14 protein-coding genes are annotated in these 16,403 nt (G+C 43.1%); 10 read left to right on the top strand and 4 right to left on the bottom strand.

Annotated elements, in window-relative coordinates:
• Window positions 1-48: 48 nt before the first annotated feature.
• Window positions 49-1,200 (bottom strand): methyltransferase, encoded by a 1,152-nt coding sequence (locus AACT19_RS00190; RefSeq protein ID WP_076644740.1) that lies wholly within the window; start codon window positions 1,198-1,200, stop codon window positions 49-51.
• Between the two features lie 175 nt (window positions 1,201-1,375).
• On the opposite strand from AACT19_RS00190, the gene bolA reads away from it, so the two are divergent.
• The 9 genes from bolA (at window position 1,376) to nqrM (ending at window position 9,495) form a co-directional block, all read left to right on the top strand.
• Window positions 1,376-1,684 carry a transcriptional regulator BolA gene (bolA, locus tag AACT19_RS00185; RefSeq protein WP_017079929.1) on the top strand — a complete coding sequence of 103 codons (309 nt, stop codon included), beginning with the start codon at window positions 1,376-1,378 and terminating at the stop codon, window positions 1,682-1,684.
• A 521-nt stretch (window positions 1,685-2,205) separates the two neighbouring features.
• Entirely contained in the window at window positions 2,206-3,546 is a 1,341-nt protein-coding gene (locus tag AACT19_RS00180; RefSeq protein ID WP_076644739.1) for a Na(+)-translocating NADH-quinone reductase subunit A, read from the top strand.
• Between the two features lie 5 nt (window positions 3,547-3,551).
• Window positions 3,552-4,796 carry an NADH:ubiquinone reductase (Na(+)-transporting) subunit B gene (locus tag AACT19_RS00175; protein ID WP_004735208.1) on the top strand — a complete coding sequence of 415 codons (1,245 nt, stop codon included), beginning with the start codon at window positions 3,552-3,554 and terminating at the stop codon, window positions 4,794-4,796.
• Window positions 4,786-5,553, top strand: coding sequence for a Na(+)-translocating NADH-quinone reductase subunit C (locus tag AACT19_RS00170; RefSeq protein WP_004735209.1), 768 nt, complete (start codon window positions 4,786-4,788; stop codon window positions 5,551-5,553). Before AACT19_RS00175 ends, AACT19_RS00170 begins: the two co-directional genes overlap by 11 nt.
• Entirely contained in the window at window positions 5,553-6,185 is a 633-nt protein-coding gene (locus tag AACT19_RS00165; RefSeq protein ID WP_004735210.1) for an NADH:ubiquinone reductase (Na(+)-transporting) subunit D, read from the top strand. Before AACT19_RS00170 ends, AACT19_RS00165 begins: the two co-directional genes overlap by 1 nt.
• Before the next feature lie 7 nt (window positions 6,186-6,192).
• Window positions 6,193-6,789: an NADH:ubiquinone reductase (Na(+)-transporting) subunit E gene (gene nqrE / locus AACT19_RS00160; protein WP_004735211.1), complete on the top strand. Its 597-nt coding sequence runs from the start codon at window positions 6,193-6,195 to the stop codon at window positions 6,787-6,789.
• 29 nt (window positions 6,790-6,818) lie between these two features.
• Window positions 6,819-8,045: an NADH:ubiquinone reductase (Na(+)-transporting) subunit F gene (nqrF, locus tag AACT19_RS00155; protein ID WP_004735212.1), complete on the top strand. Its 1,227-nt coding sequence runs from the start codon at window positions 6,819-6,821 to the stop codon at window positions 8,043-8,045.
• Between the two features lie 174 nt (window positions 8,046-8,219).
• Window positions 8,220-9,224 (top strand): FAD:protein FMN transferase, encoded by a 1,005-nt coding sequence (locus tag AACT19_RS00150; protein ID WP_076644738.1) that lies wholly within the window; start codon window positions 8,220-8,222, stop codon window positions 9,222-9,224.
• Window positions 9,225-9,240: 16 nt separating this feature from the next.
• Window positions 9,241-9,495 carry a (Na+)-NQR maturation NqrM gene (gene nqrM, locus AACT19_RS00145; RefSeq protein WP_004735214.1) on the top strand — a complete coding sequence of 85 codons (255 nt, stop codon included), beginning with the start codon at window positions 9,241-9,243 and terminating at the stop codon, window positions 9,493-9,495.
• 127 nt (window positions 9,496-9,622) lie between these two features.
• Here the strand turns inward: nqrM and AACT19_RS00140 are convergent, their stop codons facing one another.
• Window positions 9,623-10,864 carry a diguanylate cyclase gene (locus AACT19_RS00140; RefSeq protein WP_017079932.1) on the bottom strand — a complete coding sequence of 414 codons (1,242 nt, stop codon included), beginning with the start codon at window positions 10,862-10,864 and terminating at the stop codon, window positions 9,623-9,625.
• A gap of 163 nt (window positions 10,865-11,027) precedes the next feature.
• Between AACT19_RS00140 and dinB the strand changes: the two genes are divergently transcribed.
• Complete coding sequence (dinB, locus tag AACT19_RS00135; RefSeq protein WP_019350587.1) at window positions 11,028-12,104, top strand: DNA polymerase IV; 1,077 nt, start codon at window positions 11,028-11,030, stop codon at window positions 12,102-12,104.
• Between the two features lie 126 nt (window positions 12,105-12,230).
• Here dinB and AACT19_RS00130 read toward each other — a convergent pair whose 3' ends face one another.
• Both AACT19_RS00130 and AACT19_RS00125 read right to left on the bottom strand, forming a co-directional pair.
• Entirely contained in the window at window positions 12,231-14,129 is a 1,899-nt protein-coding gene (locus AACT19_RS00130) for a methyl-accepting chemotaxis protein (RefSeq protein ID WP_076644737.1), read from the bottom strand.
• Window positions 14,130-14,385: 256 nt separating this feature from the next.
• A complete protein-coding gene (locus AACT19_RS00125; RefSeq protein WP_076644736.1) occupies window positions 14,386-16,320 on the bottom strand; it encodes a RecQ family ATP-dependent DNA helicase in 1,935 nt (644 codons plus the stop codon).
• Between the last annotated feature and the right edge of the window lie 83 nt (window positions 16,321-16,403).

Raw genomic sequence — 16,403 nt, 5'->3', positions numbered from 1 at the left:
TTCACACCAGAAGCTCGGTATCTTAAATTCTTGTGAAGTCGTTTCTGCTTATTTATTAAAATTCGCAGGCTCTCTTGTTGCTTGTAATATCTCAAATTTTTGGTTTAGTTCAAGCGTTTCAACGTTAGCTTCACCAAATAGTCTTGCTAGTTTGACATCGTATCCGAGGTGTCGGTTGCCAATAACAATTAATTTGCCTCCGTTGCTAAGAACATGCTTTGCATCACAGAACATTTGCCATGCAATGTGGTCTGTAATCGCTTGTTGCTGGTGGAACGGAGGATTACACATAACTAAGTAAGTGCTGTTCTTCTTGAAGCCATCTAGACAGTTGTTGGCGATGAACTGGAAGTTGCCTTCTTCACCAAGGTTATCCTTGACGTTTTGGCGCGCCGATTCCACCGCCATAAAGCTTTCATCCACACAGGTGATACGAGCTTGTGGGTTCAATTGCCCTGCTTTTACACTCAATACACCGTTGCCACAGCCTAAGTCGATGATATGACGTAGCTCAGGATCTTGAGGGATGTGCTCTAGCATATAACGAGCGCCTTGATCGAGTGCTTCTCCTGAGTAAACATTTGGTAAATTTTTCAGGCGGATATCTTCACCGTCTACGTCCCATTCAACAGAAGGTTCTACTGTTTGAATCGGTTGGCAGTTTGGAGAAGAGAACACAAGGCGATGCTTTTTCTTAGCCAGAGAGGTTTTGGTTTCACCCAGATATTTTTCAAACAGGTTAAGTGTTGAAGTGTGAATCTCTTTTACTTTATTCACACCAATCACTTGGCAGCCTTCAGGCAATGCTTGGCGCAACTGGCTCAATTGCCATATTAGGTGGCGGTTGGTTTTTGGCAATTGCATGATCACAAGGTCGATACCGTGTGGGATATCATCCATCGTGTTCAAGAAGTTCACTCGGTTACTTTGATTGCGCTGTAAGTTTTTTAACGTTCCGCGATGAGAAATGAAAGAGTCACTCATCATGGTCACGTCATGATCTTTGGAGAACCAAGCGGATAGGGCACCAAAACTGTCGTTCATGATCAGGATGTGTTTACCAGGTTCAAGATTCATCTCTTCAACATGGCTAATCAGATATTCGTCGCCGGCATCCCAAGCTTGAAGGGTTTCATTTGAACGGTTGGGGAAACGATTTAGGGTTAAAGTTCTATCGTGAAGGGTAAGTTCAGTTTTCATTGCTTGAGATACTTATGTAAGAAATAACAAAGATATTGTCTCAAATGCAGCCTGAACAAGATATAAAAAACTCGACTAAACCCCTCGAGTCAGCGATGAAATACTCAGACAGTCGGTTAGTTAGGGTTTATACTGGAGCGACAGATAATGCCAATACGCTATTTAAGGAATCACAATGATCCAAGAAGTTATCGAAACAAAATTGCACAATGAGTTTTCACCAAGTCATTTAAACGTGGTGAATGAGAGCTATATGCACAATGTTCCGGCTGGTTCTGAGAGTCATTTTAAAGTGATTGTTGTCAGCGATGTGTTTGAAGGTTTGCGTCTTATTGCTCGTCATAGAGCGGTAAATAAAGCACTATCAGAAGAGTTAGCGAATAATATTCACGCACTATCCATTCACACTTATACAAAAGATGAATGGATGAAGCAGCTAAATAACGTGCCAGATAGCCCGATGTGTATGGGTGGTGGTAAGTAAGATAATTAACCCATATAGAAGAGGCGGCTAGGCCGCCTCTTTTGTCTCAAAATCTATCTGTTTTCTGTTGTTATATTACTCAAGCTGATGGTAAATTGACCGACCAAAAATACCTACAATGAGTAATGTTTTTATTAACAGTGTTTCAACATAACACGTAAAATATTAGTTTGTGACAGAGTATTAATCTCTTGTTTAAAACACGTTCTAAAAGCCATTCTATCTGTGCGGCTCGTCAAATTTATACATATTTGAGAGTCCATATGCTTCAAATCTCACCAAATAAAGGCCGTATTCAAGTTATTGGTCATGGCATCAAGTTGTCAAAAAATGCTAGAATATGGCACCTGATAAATCTCACATAATTCTTGTGATGAGTTTATTAATGTATTGTTGCGATTTTGGTATCTCAAATTTACCAAAACCGGACACTGTAATGTCGTGTCTAAGGGCGATTTTAAAACGTCCTGAATTTACGCAATTAAAAGAATCTTTTTCCCGATAAAGTAGTGCAAGTGCGTATGATTACAATAAAGAAGGGTTTGGATCTTCCTATCGCAGGAACTCCATCCCAGGTGATTAATGATGGTAAGTCCATCACTAAAGTCGCCTTGCTTGGCGAAGAGTACGTTGGTATGCGTCCTACGATGCATGCTCGCGTTGGTGATGAAGTGAAGAAAGGCCAAGTTCTTTTTGCAGATAAAAAGAACCCAGGTGTTGTATTTACTTCTCCAGCAAGCGGTAAAGTTATTGAAGTGAACCGTGGTGCTAAGCGTGTTCTTCAATCAGTAGTGATTGAAGTAGCAGGCAATGAGCAAATCACGTTCAATAGCTATGAAGCTAACCAACTAGTAGGTCTTGACCGTGAAACGGTTAAAACTCAATTAGTTGAGTCTGGCGCATGGACCGCTTTGCGAACTCGTCCGTTCAGCAAGGTTCCAGCAGTTGATTCTGAAACTCAGGCTATTTTTGTTACTGCTATGGATACTAATCCGCTAGCAGCTGAGCCAGAATTAATCATTAACGAGCAGTCTGATGCTTTCGTTGCTGGTTTAGATCTTCTTTCAACTCTGACTAACGGTAAAGTGTACGTTTGTAAAAAAGGTACTAGCTTACCTCGTTCAGCTCAGTCTAACGTTGAAGAACATGTTTTTGATGGCCCACACCCTGCAGGTCTTGCAGGCACGCATATGCATTACCTGTATCCGGTAAATGCACAAAATGTAGCGTGGAGCATTAACTACCAAGACGTGATCGCATTCGGTAAGCTTTTCCTTACTGGTGAGATTTACTCTGAGCGCGTTGTTTCTCTGGCTGGTCCAGTAGTTAACAACCCTCGTCTAGTTCGTACTCAAATTGGTGCTAGCCTTGAAGAGTTGACGGACAGCGAGTTGATGCCAGGTGAAGTTCGCCTGATCTCAGGTTCAGTGCTATCTGGTGTTCACGCTTCAGGTCCACATGCTTACCTTGGCCGTTACCATCAACAAGTTTCGGTTCTTCGTGAAGGTCGTGATAAAGAACTATTCGGCTGGGCTATGCCTGGTAAGAACAAGTTCTCTGTTACTCGTTCATTCCTTGGTCACGTGTTTAAAGGTCAGTTGTTCAATATGACAACGACAACGAACGGTAGTGATCGCTCTATGGTTCCAATTGGTAACTACGAGAAAGTAATGCCATTAGATATGGAGCCTACTTTGCTGCTTCGTGATCTATGCGCTGGTGACGTTGATAGTGCACAAGCACTTGGTGCACTAGAGCTAGATGAAGAAGATTTAGCACTGTGTACCTTTGTATGTCCTGGTAAGTACGAGTACGGTCAGTTACTTCGTGAATGCCTAGATACAATTGTGAAGGAAGGGTAATTTTCATGGGCCTTAAAAAGTTTATTGAAGACATCGAGCATCATTTTGAACCAGGTGGTAAACACGAAACGTGGTTTGCGCTTTACGAAGCAGCAGCAACACTTTTCTACACACCAGGTACTGTTACAAAGAAAAGCTCGCATGTCCGTGATAGCGTTGATTTAAAACGTATCATGATCATGGTTTGGCTTGCGGTATTCCCAGCAATGTTCTGGGGTATGTACAACGCAGGTGGTCAGGCTATCGCAGCACTAAACCACATGTATTCAGGTGCAGAACTAGTTTCTATCATTGATGGTAACTGGCATTACTGGCTAACCGAAATGCTTGGAGCCTCCTTAGGGGCCGATGCAGGTTGGGGCAGTAAGATGCTCTTGGGTGCGACTTACTTCTTACCTATCTACGCAACGGTATTTATCGTTGGTGGTTTCTGGGAAGTACTGTTCTGTATGGTGCGTAAGCACGAAGTCAACGAAGGTTTCTTTGTTACTTCTATCTTATTTGCGCTTATCGTTCCGCCAACACTTCCTCTATGGCAAGCAGCACTAGGTATTACCTTCGGTGTTGTAGTTGCGAAAGAGATCTTCGGTGGTACGGGTCGTAACTTCCTGAACCCTGCACTTGCTGGCCGTGCGTTCCTATTCTTTGCATATCCTGCACAGATTTCAGGTGACGTAGTTTGGACTGCTGCAGACGGTTTCTCTGGTGCAACTGCTCTTAGCCAATGGGCTCAAGGCGGCGGTAGCGCACTAATGAACGTAACATCTGGTGAAGCAATCACTTGGATGGACGCATTCATTGGTAACATTCCAGGTTCTATCGGTGAAGTTTCAACGCTTGCACTTATGATTGGTGCAGCAATGATTGTTTACATGGGCATTGCATCATGGCGCATCATTGCGGGTGTAATGATCGGTATGGTTGCAGTATCAACACTATTTAACGTGATTGGTTCTGACACTAATGCAATGTTCAGCATGCCTTGGCATTGGCACCTAGTTCTAGGTGGCTTCGCATTCGGTATGTTCTTCATGGCGACTGACCCGGTATCAGCTTCATTTACCAATAAAGGTAAGTGGTGGTACGGCATCCTAATCGGCGCAATGTGTGTAATGATTCGTGTAGTTAACCCTGCATACCCAGAAGGCATGATGCTTGCGATTCTATTCGCAAACCTATTTGCTCCTCTGTTTGACCACGTTGTAATCGAGAAGAACATTAAGCGGAGACTAGCGCGCTATGGCAAGTAATAACGATAGCATTAAAAAGACGCTGTTTGTTGTTATCGCATTGAGCCTAGTGTGCTCAATCATCGTTTCAACAGCTGCAGTTGTTCTTAAACCTAAGCAACAAGCTAACGCAGTTCTGGATCAGCAAACTAAGATCCTTGAAGTTGCGGGCATTGAACTTGCGGGTAATATCCCAGCACTGTACGCAGAGAACATCGAACCTCGTCTAGTTGATTTCGCTACTGGCGATTTCGTTGACGGCGACGCTGCTGCATACGACCAACGTAAAGCGGCAAAAGATCCGGCTCAGTCAATCAAGCTTTCAGCTGAAGATGACATCGCTAAGATCATTCGTCGTGCTAACACGGGTACGGTATACCTAGTGAAAGATGGCGCTGAAACTTCTAAAGTTATCATCCCTGTTCACGGTAACGGTCTATGGTCAATGATGTACGCATTCGTTGCGGTAGAAACTGATGGCAACACAGTTTCTGGTATCACTTACTACGAGCAAGGTGAAACTCCTGGACTTGGTGGTGAAGTTGAGAACCCAACTTGGCGCGCTCAATTCGTTGGTAAGAAATTATTCGACGAAAACCACAAACCTGCTATTCAGGTTGTTAAAGGTGGCGCTCCTCAAGGTTCTGAGCACGGTGTAGATGGCCTTTCTGGTGCAACACTGACCAGCGTTGGTGTTCAACATACATTTGACTTCTGGTTAGGTGATATGGGCTTTGGTCCGTTCCTAGCAAAAGTTCGTGACGGAGGTCTGAACTAATGTCTAGTGCAAAAGAAATTAAAAAGAGCATCTTAGCGCCTGTGTTGGATAACAACCCAATCGCGCTACAGGTTCTTGGTGTGTGTTCTGCTCTTGCGGTAACCACTAAGCTAGAAACTGCATTTGTTATGACTATCGCGGTAATGTTCGTTACTGCTCTGTCTAACTTCTTCGTTTCTTTGATCCGTAACCACATTCCTAACAGTGTGCGTATCATCGTTCAGATGGCAATTATCGCATCATTAGTAATCGTGGTAGACCAAGTGCTTAAAGCATACTTATACGATATCTCTAAGCAGCTATCTGTATTCGTTGGCCTAATCATTACTAACTGTATTGTAATGGGTCGTGCTGAAGCATTCGCAATGAAGTCTGCGCCAATCCCATCTTTCATCGATGGTCTTGGTAACGGTCTTGGTTACGGTTTCGTTCTTATCACTGTTGGTTTCTTCCGTGAGCTTCTAGGCTCTGGCAAACTATTTGGTATGGAAGTACTACCTCTAGTGAGCAACGGTGGTTGGTATCAGCCAAACGGCTTGATGCTTCTAGCACCTTCTGCATTCTTCCTAATTGGTTTCTTGATTTGGGCAATTCGTGTGTTCAAACCAGAACAAGTAGAAGCGAAGGGGTAAGGTAGTCATGGAACATTATATTAGTCTGCTAGTTAAATCGATTTTCATCGAAAACATGGCGCTTTCTTTCTTCCTAGGTATGTGTACATTCCTAGCGGTTTCTAAGAAAGTTAAAACTTCTTTTGGTCTTGGTGTTGCGGTAGTTGTAGTACTTACAATCGCTGTTCCTGTAAACAACCTTGTTTACACACACATCCTAAAAGAAAATGCACTTGTTGCCGGTGTCGATTTAAGTTTCCTTAACTTCATCGCATTCATCGGTGTTATCGCTGCACTTGTACAAATCCTAGAGATGGTTCTAGACCGTTTCTTCCCACCTTTGTACAACGCACTAGGTATCTTCCTTCCATTGATCACAGTTAACTGTGCAATCTTTGGTGGTGTATCTTTCATGGTAACTCGTGACTACAACTTTGCTGAATCTGTTGTTTACGGCTTCGGTTCTGGTGTGGGTTGGATGTTAGCTATCGTTGCTCTTGCGGGTATCCGTGAGAAGATGAAGTACTCTGACGTACCTCCAGGTCTACGTGGCCTTGGTATCACGTTCATTACTGTTGGTCTGATGGCGTTAGGCTTTATGTCTTTCTCTGGTGTTCAACTGTAGGGTAAGCACCCAGTAATAAGGAATAACAAATGCAAAGCATTATTCTTGGCGTAGCGATGTTTACCATTATTGTATTGGCTCTAGTACTAGTGATTCTTTTCGCTAAGTCTAAGCTAGTACCATCAGGTGACATCACTATTGCTGTAAACGGCGACCCTGAAAAGGCGATCGTTACTCAACCTGGTAGCAAGCTACTTGGTGCCCTAGCTGGCGCTGGTATCTTCGTATCGTCTGCTTGTGGTGGCGGTGGCTCTTGTGGTCAGTGTCGTGTAAAAGTTAAGTCTGGTGGTGGCGACATCCTACCAACTGAACTTGATCACATCACCAAAGGCGAAGCTCGCGAAGGCGAACGTCTAGCATGTCAAGTTGCTATGAAAACTGACATGGAGATTGAGCTAGACGAAGACATCTTTGGTGTTAAGAAGTGGGAATGTACAGTTATCTCTAATGATAACGAAGCTACTTTCATCAAAGAGCTAGCACTTGCTATCCCTGAAGGTGAAGAAGTTCCGTTCCGCGCGGGTGGTTATATTCAAATTGAAGCTGAACCACATCACGTGAAATACGCAGATTACGATATTCCTGACGAATACCGTGGTGACTGGGATAAGTTCAACTTGTTCCGTTACGAGTCTATCGTTAAAGAGCATTCGATTCGTGCTTACTCTATGGCTTCATACCCAGAAGAGAAAGGCATCATCAAGCTTAACGTGCGTATCGCAACTCCGCCGCCAAACAACCCTGACGTAGCTCCTGGTGTGATGTCTTCATACATCTGGTCTCTTAAAGAAGGCGACAAATGTACTATTTCTGGTCCATTTGGTGAGTTCTTTGCTAAAGACACAGACAATGAAATGGTATTCATCGGTGGTGGTGCAGGTATGGCACCAATGCGTTCACATATCTTCGACCAACTTAAGCGTCTTAACTCTACTCGTAAGATGTCTTACTGGTACGGTGCACGTTCTAAGCGTGAGATGTTCTACATTGAAGATTTCGATGGCCTAGCGGCTGCAAACGAGAACTTCGTGTGGCACTGTGCACTGTCTGATCCTCAACCAGAGGACAACTGGGACGGTTACACAGGTTTCATCCACAACGTATTGTACGAAAACTACCTGAAGGATCACGAAGCTCCTGAAGACTGTGAGTACTACATGTGTGGTCCACCAATGATGAATGCGGCTGTTATCGGCATGCTGAAAGATCTTGGTGTAGAAGATGAAAACATCCTACTAGATGACTTCGGTGGTTAATCCATTTAAGTGATTGATATTATGGCTGACTCTTACGAGTCAGCCATTTGTTTTTCTAAGACTACTCGTGACAAAAAACCGGCTTATATAAGAAAGAGTAAGGCATTCAAAATACCTATTTTTTACTCTTATTTTTCCTTATATAAATCCTTAACCTTAAACAGGAGTAAGCAAGTGAGAATTTGGCTTGTTGCATTAACTTCTTTGATTTTTCTTGCGGGCTGTGATCAGGCAAGAGAGCAAGTGCATTTAAGTGGCCCGACAATGGGTACCAGTTACAATATCAAGTATATCAATGGTGATGAATTTCCTGAGTCTAACGAAGTTCATACCGAGATCGACCGTCTGCTTGAAGAAGTGAATGATCAAATGTCGACCTACCGTGAAGACTCAGAACTGAGCCGTTTTAACCAGCATAAAGGTGCCGATGCATTCGAAGTATCTGAACAAACAGCTACTGTTGTGAAAGAAGCGATTCGTTTGAACGGTCTTACTGAAGGTGCATTGGATGTTACGGTTGGACCATTAGTTAACCTTTGGGGTTTTGGTCCTGAAGCTCGTCCTGAAGTGGTTCCATCAGATGAAGAGCTTGCGGCTCGCAAGGCTAAGGTTGGTATTCATCACTTAAGCGTTGAAGGTAATAAGCTAAGCAAAGACTTGCCTAACTTGTATGTTGACCTTTCAACTATCGCAAAAGGTTGGGGTGTGGATGTCGTTGCTGATTACCTTGATTCAATTGGTATTCATAATTACATGGTTGAAGTAGGTGGTGAAATCCGCTTGAAGGGTTTAAACCGTGAAAGTGTGGGTTGGCGTATCGCCATAGAGAAGCCAACTGTCGACGAGCGCAACATTCAAGAGATCATCGAGCCGGGTGATATGGCGATCGCAACATCTGGTGACTACCGTAACTATTTTGAGCACGATGGTGTTCGTTACTCACACATCATTAACCCTGAAACAGGCAAGCCGCTTCATCATAAAGTGGTTTCTGTAACCGTTTTAAACCCGTCTTCAATGACTGCAGATGGTTTATCTACAGGCCTTATGGTCTTAGGTGAAGAAAAAGGACTGGAAGTCGCGAACCAACATAACATCCCTGTGTTCATGGTGGTAAAAACAGCAGATGGCTTTAAAGAAATTGCTTCTGAAGCATTTAAGCCATACTTAGGTAAATAAGGTAAGCGAGATAATTATGAATACATTTCTGATTACATTTGGTGTTTTTCTTGCAGTAATCGCAGCGATGTCTATTGGCTATATTATCCAAAAGAAAGTTGTGAAGGGTAGCTGTGGTGGTTTAGGTGCTGTTGGTATTGATAAAGTATGTAACTGTCCTGAACCTTGTGATGCGCGCAAAAAGCGTGAAGCACGTGAAGCGTACCGCGAAGAGAAACTGGCTGAGCGTCAGCAAAAAGAAGCTTCTTGGAATAAAGATCGTATTGCTTAATTGCGATTAGCAGCAATAACGATTAGCAGCGAAACCTGTTCCCCAAAAAACAAAGAGCCCAAGGTTAACACCTTGGGCTCTTTTCATTTTAAAGGCTGACTCGGCTCGTGCTCTAGGAAAGCAGGAGTTACTCATTAACGCGTTGAAGGTTATTACGAGCGCATATCAACTGGTTTCGACCTTGCTTTTTCGCGGTATAAAGTAGCTCGTCTGCTGCTTTGATTTGCTCGTCTAAAGAGCCTTCTTGGTCGGTCACGCCAATGCTCATGCTCACTTTAATCACATGTGAATCATGCTGCACTTCATGATTTTCAATTGCGACTCTCATCGATTCCAAGGTCTCTATAAAATCTTCAAATGGTTCGCATGACTGAATGCAAAACTCTTCGCCACCGAAGCGAACTGCTAAATCATCTTTAAAGTGCTCTTTGATGATTTTACCAACCTCAATTAATACTGCGTCACCACCATCGTGGCCGTAGGTATCATTCACCTTTTTAAAAAAGTCGATATCCATCATAGCGATACTGCGATGTTCGCAGCCTTTGCATGTTTGATTGAAAAGGTAGCGACGGTTCCAAAGTCCGGTCAGAGCATCCTCGTTTGCATGACGAAACAGTTCGTTGGTTGCTTCTTTCATGTCGAGCAATTGGTGAATACGGCAGAAAAATTCTTCTTGGTTAAATGGCTTATAAAGGAAGTCGTTGGCGCCAGCTTTAAGGAAGCGAGCGGTCATTGTGCGATCATCACTGCCAGATAGGCCGAGAATAGCAAGTTGATTACGATCGTGTTGGACTCGAATATCACGGGTCATCGAAATGCCGTCTTTGTTCGGCATGTCATGGTCGGTAACGACAAAAGTGATATCAGGATCGTTTTGGAGGAGCTCTAGTGCTTGCTCTCCATCTACCGCTTGAATCGTTTGAATATATTGATGCTCAAGAAGTTGGACGACATATCGACGAACCACAGCAGAATCATCAACTACTAAGGCTTTATGGTATCGGTTATTCGAGATTCGATTAACCAGAGGAAGTAAGTAACTGACTGACGACATGCTGTCTTTGAGGATGTAATCAAGCACACCTTTTGCGAGTACTTGCTCTCGAAGTGTGTTGTTGAACATGCCCGTGAGCACAATGATTTTTTGTTGATAGCCGAGTACCAAATCAATGATCTCACCATCTTGGCCATCGGGTAAGCAGTAATCGAGCACCGCACACAAGAAATCCGTCTCTTGCTCTAAGATAGCTTTGGCTTCTGCTACAGATTCAGCCAGTGAAACATCATAGCCATCATTTTTAAATTGCTGGTACAGGTAGTTTCTGAATGCACGACTGTCTTCTACTACTAGTATTTTCTCACTCAAAAGCTATCCCTACTTATAGACTAAATACTCCTTAACAATACTATCAGAATAGTAGGCGGCTATTGAAGAGAAACCTGTTGAGCTGGACTCCAGATCATTTTAAATCTGAGAATAATTGATTATACTGTTCATAGATACAGTTGTAAGGTTGAGTTATTCCTAAATGTGTAGTGCGGGCGAAGAGAAAGTTAGAAAAATAATCCATGTTGATATGGATTGTTTTTACGCAGCTGTAGAAATGCGAGATAACCCATCTTATAGAAATCGACCGCTCGCAGTCGGGGGACATGAAAAACAGCGCGGGGTTTTGAGTACATGTAATTATGAAGCTCGCAAGTTTGGTATTCGTTCTGCAATGCCAACAGGAAAAGCGCTGCAGCTTTGCCCCAACCTGTTGGTTGTCCCTGGGAGAATGTCGGTCTACGTCGAGATATCGAAAAAGATCCGCGAAATTTTCTCTCGATACACATCCATCATTGAACCTCTTTCTTTGGATGAAGCTTTCCTTGATGTCACCGATTCCAAGCAATGTCATGGTTCGGCCACACTGATTGCAGAGGCGATTCGTCACGATATCTGGAATGAACTCAACTTGACCGCTTCGGCTGGCATCGCTCCAATAAAGTTTCTAGCGAAAGTAGCGTCGGATATGAACAAACCTAACGGACAGTTTGTGATTCCTCCGCAAGACGTACAAGCTGTGATTGATGAGCTCCCACTCGAAAAGATTCCCGGTGTTGGCAAGGTCAGTATCGAAAAACTGCATCAAGCAGGCTTCTTTACTTGTAAGGATATTAAGGAGTCTGATTATCGCGATCTATTGCTCAGGTTTGGCCGTCAAGGTGCATCACTATGGAAGCGGAGTCATGGAGTTGATGACCGAGAAGTTATCATCGAACGTGAACGAAAATCGGTAGGTGTGGAGCGCACCTTTACTCAAAACATTTCTACCTACGAGGAATGTTGGCAGGTGATCGAAGATAAGCTGTTTCCTGAGCTTGAAACTCGCCTCGAAAAAGCCAGCCCAAGTAAAGCGATCATCAAGCAGGGTATTAAGCTCAAGTTCGCCGATTTCCAGCAAACCACTATTGAACACATACACGCCTCTCTTGATCGCGAACACTTCAAAGAACTGTTAAGTGAAATACTGAAAAGACAACAAGGGCGAGAAATACGCCTGCTTGGTTTGAGCGTAATGCTACAGCCTAAAGACCAGATGCGTCAGTTGAGTTTCTTTTAGGGCATTGTTTATTGGGCACCCGTCATATGACTTTCGTGGTGCGATATATTTCCCAATATGTTTCGGCGCTCGTTACTCGAACGCCTTATTAAGCGTATTTTCTTTGGATTATTATCGAAGTTATTATTAGTCTCGGCCTCTGTTACCTATCTGACTAATATTGAAAAAGGCTAACACCTCTTTGAGTTCTGCCGTTTTTTCTGAAATAACGATATTGGCGTCTTGAGTATGTTGAGCACTGGTTACACTGTTTTTTACTGTTGTGTTAATACCTTCAATACGTTCGGTAATATCTTGCGTCACGATACTTTGCTCTTCTGAGGCAGAAGATACCATGGTGTTCATTTCAGATATTTCTATAACTTGTTGTCTGATATCGGAGAAGGCTTGTGAAAGTTCAAGCATCATTTCTTGCGAGCGTTGAACCAATACCGTATTTGAAGACATGTATTCGTCAGCTTTTCTGGACTGAGATTGAAGTTGAGTGATGATGTTTTTGATATCCACCGTAGATACTTGAGTTCTCTTTGCAAGCGATCTTACTTCATCAGCGACTACTGAAAATCCACGTCCATGTTCTCCAGCACGCGCTGCCTCTATTGCGGCATTTAAAGCAAGTAAGTTTGTTTGCTCTGATATTGAGTTGATAACTTCAACCACCGAGTTTATGTGTTCAGAATGCTCCCTTAGTTCATTTACGATAATGGCTGATTCTGCCATCGCTGAACTCACATCATGATTTATATTATCGGCTTCGCTGATTACGTTGGCACTGGTTTCAATAACCTGCATAGTCGCTTTTGCCATTCTGTCTGCGTGCGCAGCGTTGTCTGATACGCTAGACGCAGCTGCCGATAACTCAGTTGCCGCAGTTGCTACCTGTTCTACATTATTAAACCCAGAGCTTGCATTGGTGTTTGTATCATCTATTAACTGTTCTATTTTCGTTTGTTGTACGGCTAAATCTGACATCTTAATATTCGACTGTTCGACAATATTAGAGATACTTTTTTGTAACCGTTGTAATGAGGTTTGTACCTGATCGAGTTCGTTATTACTTGAGTTGGACTCAATAGGAGTGAACTCACCGACGGACATTTTTTCAAGCGTTGATACCATAATCGGTAGGTTTCTAAGCTGTCTTTGAATAGCGACATAAACAGTTATCATCAGTAAAATACCAATACATGCGAACAACCCTATGATCCCTGTCATTAGGCTTTTATTCATAGTGTCTTCATGACTTTGGTTAGTCCATGCAAACAAGTCATAGCTATCTGTCAGTGGCTGCTTGGATATTGTGTAAGGTTCGTCAGAGCCCTCAGCTTTATATAGATAGGGGATGTTGGTCAGTGTTGTAAAGTTTGGGCGTAAATCGTAGATATTTTTATTCACCCAGCCTGTTTCTCTGGTTGAGGCGTCTGCCATCACAATCTCGCCATCTTTTGTTGTAATAGCAAATTCGACACCAAACTCCGGCATTAACTCAGACAGTGTTATATCAACACCAAATACTCCAACTAACTGTCCACTTCTCTTAATTGGTGCAGATACTGAAATAACTCGTTCACCTGTGTTACTAACATAGGGAGCTGATATATAGCTAGTATTGCCTTTTGCGGATATGGCGAGAAACCACTCTCTCTGCATTTCGATAACATTAAAATCCTTCACCCAGCCTTTGGATAGTGCACTAAATGGGGTGCCATTAATGTCTGCAAAATAAACATCGATAAAAGCAGGGTTTGCGGAATGAACTCTATCTAACACTCGGAGCATTCGAGATTCGTTAAAAGGGGCGTCGGTTCCGTAATATGGAAGTAGAAACGCGAATTGTTGAATCATAGACTTTGTATCTTCTAGGTTCGACTCAAACGTTTGAGAAACAACACTGACCACTTCGTCGTTATTAACTTGAATGTTTTCCCATTTCCAGTTGTTGAGATAGTGATTTGCAGATGTTAATGCGACCAAAAATAAAACGAGCATAACTATAAGAAAAGATAGGGATATCTTCTTGACCATTCTATGGTTCCTTTAATACAAGATAAGGGTATCAATCAAAATTTGAAAGTTGGCCGATTGTTAACCAATCTGAAAGGGTGTCTAGTTTTTGAAGATTATTGATTGTTTTTAAGGTTTTTAATGGCAGGAATGATTAAATTGGTCGCAGCTCATAGAAGAGAAGAAAGCTTGATTCTAGGAGCTAAGGAATCTAAGCCATATGTAACCGACTAGACTTCATAGCCTAGCCAGTTTCTATATCAATACGTGAGGTGCCTTATCTAGGAAGTTGTTTAACTCGCGCTAAGGTATCACTGAATGGTTGCTGCTCTAACTTTCCGTAACCGACCATTTTGCTGGCTTTAAGCTTGGTTGAAAGCGGGGTTGCTATTCCGCATAGAAAACGCGTAATGGCTTCGTCAGTGATTAATTGTTGACTCTTAGATACAAATTCATGAATCCATGTCATTACGGTTTCGTCGTCAACGGGATCAACATCGACGGTTGGTAATATTGCCACCTCACCACGGCATACCGAGCAATGACCACAGTTTGTTGGTGCCTTATCATCGGCAAAGTAGCTCGCTAGGCGTGAGCTTAGACAAGTGTCTGCCTCAAAGAAGCTCAGCATTTGGTTAAGACGGTTTATTTCACTGTTCTCTTTTTCTTTAAACAATTCAGTTAGACGTTCCGATAACTGCATCATGTCTTCAGAGGTGTTGTGGATAGCATACACATCGGTGATCTGCTTACTTTCCAACTCAATCCAACCTTGTTCATTGAAATAATCGATTGCCGCAATCACACGCTGACGATCAGTCTGGAAGTGTGTCCACAGCGCATCGAAATCAACTTGGCACCAGACTCTGGCTTGAGGCGAGCACTGGAAAATCGCTTCGACAAAATGACGACGTTCGCCTTGGAACTGTTCGGTGATCTGCTGTTTCGGGCGAACGAACTTAAATTTGTAGTCAGCGAAGTAGCTGTACTTCGGCTCAATCACGCCTTCAATTTCGAGATACACCAGTAGCGTTTTTAGCGGCAACTGACGAATGTTGGATTCACGTGATAGCTGGTTAAGCATAATCTCCCATTGGTTTGAGCCAGAAGCGCCAATGTTTTGATTTTCGTAGATCTCTTTCAATACTGCTTGGATCGATATGTTGTCTGGCGTATCGCCAAATACGAAGTTCTCCAGTGTACTGAGGCCGTACTTGTTGGCGAGAAGAATACATACTGAAGGCTGGCCATCTCGGCCTGCTCGACCGATCTCTTGCGAGTAGTTCTCTATCGATTTTGGTAAATCAAAGTGAATGACTCGGCGAATGTTGGATTTATCGACGCCCATACCAAACGCAATGGTGGCCACGATACAGTTCACGTCATCATTCATGAATTGATGTTGAATTACATCTCTGTTTTCTGGCTTAAGACCTGCATGATAAGCAACAGCATTAACGCCAGCGTTACGAAGTTGCTGAGCCACCATCTCTGCTGTTTGTTGAAGGGTGACATAAACAATAGTCGGAGCAAGAGAAGCTTGATTAACGACGTTGCACAAGGTTTCTAGTTTACTGGTTTGTTCGCAAGGTTGAATAGACAGATCGAGGTTTTGACGATAGAAACCCGTAACCACAACACGTTCCTCATCGATATCAAACTTAGACTTCATATCTTGGATAACTGATGTGGTCGCGGTGGCTGTCAGTAGCAGTACCTGAGGAATATTGAGCTGTTTTTGGTATTGGGGAAGCTTTAGGTAGTCTGGTCTAAAGTTATGTCCCCATTCTGAAATACAGTGCGCTTCATCGACCACCAGTAACGAGATCGGCACTTGGGAGATAAACTGGCGAAAGCGCTCGTTCTTCAAGCGTTCAACGGAGATCATGAGGATCTTGGTGTCTCCGTTACGTACCGACTGCATCACTTGTTGGGTGGTTTGTCTGTCTTGGCTTGATTCGATTGCAGCTGCGCTAATGCCTTTGCTGTGCAAGAAGCTGAGCTGGTCTTTCATTAAAGCTAACAGTGGCGATATTACTAAGGTTAAATGTGGCAATGCTAGCGCTGGCAATTGATAGCAAAGCGACTTACCTGAGCCTGTTGGGAATATGGCCGCCGTCGAATGACCAGATAGAACATTATCAATGACTTGCTTTTGCCCATTACGCAGTGAGTCGAATCCGAATACTTGTTTTAACTTCTGCTCAATCATTTATGTTCTACCTGAATTATTAAGTGTCGTATTGATGATAAAGCGAGCGTCCATTCATGATCGCGTCGCTTGATGAATCAAAT

Source organism: Vibrio sp. 10N.222.47.A9, assembly GCF_963872585.1.
Taxonomy (GTDB): Bacteria; Pseudomonadota; Gammaproteobacteria; order Enterobacterales; family Vibrionaceae; genus Vibrio; species Vibrio splendidus.
Note: the sequence above shows the minus strand (reverse complement) of the source record. Positions and strands in the feature narration are given on the sequence as shown.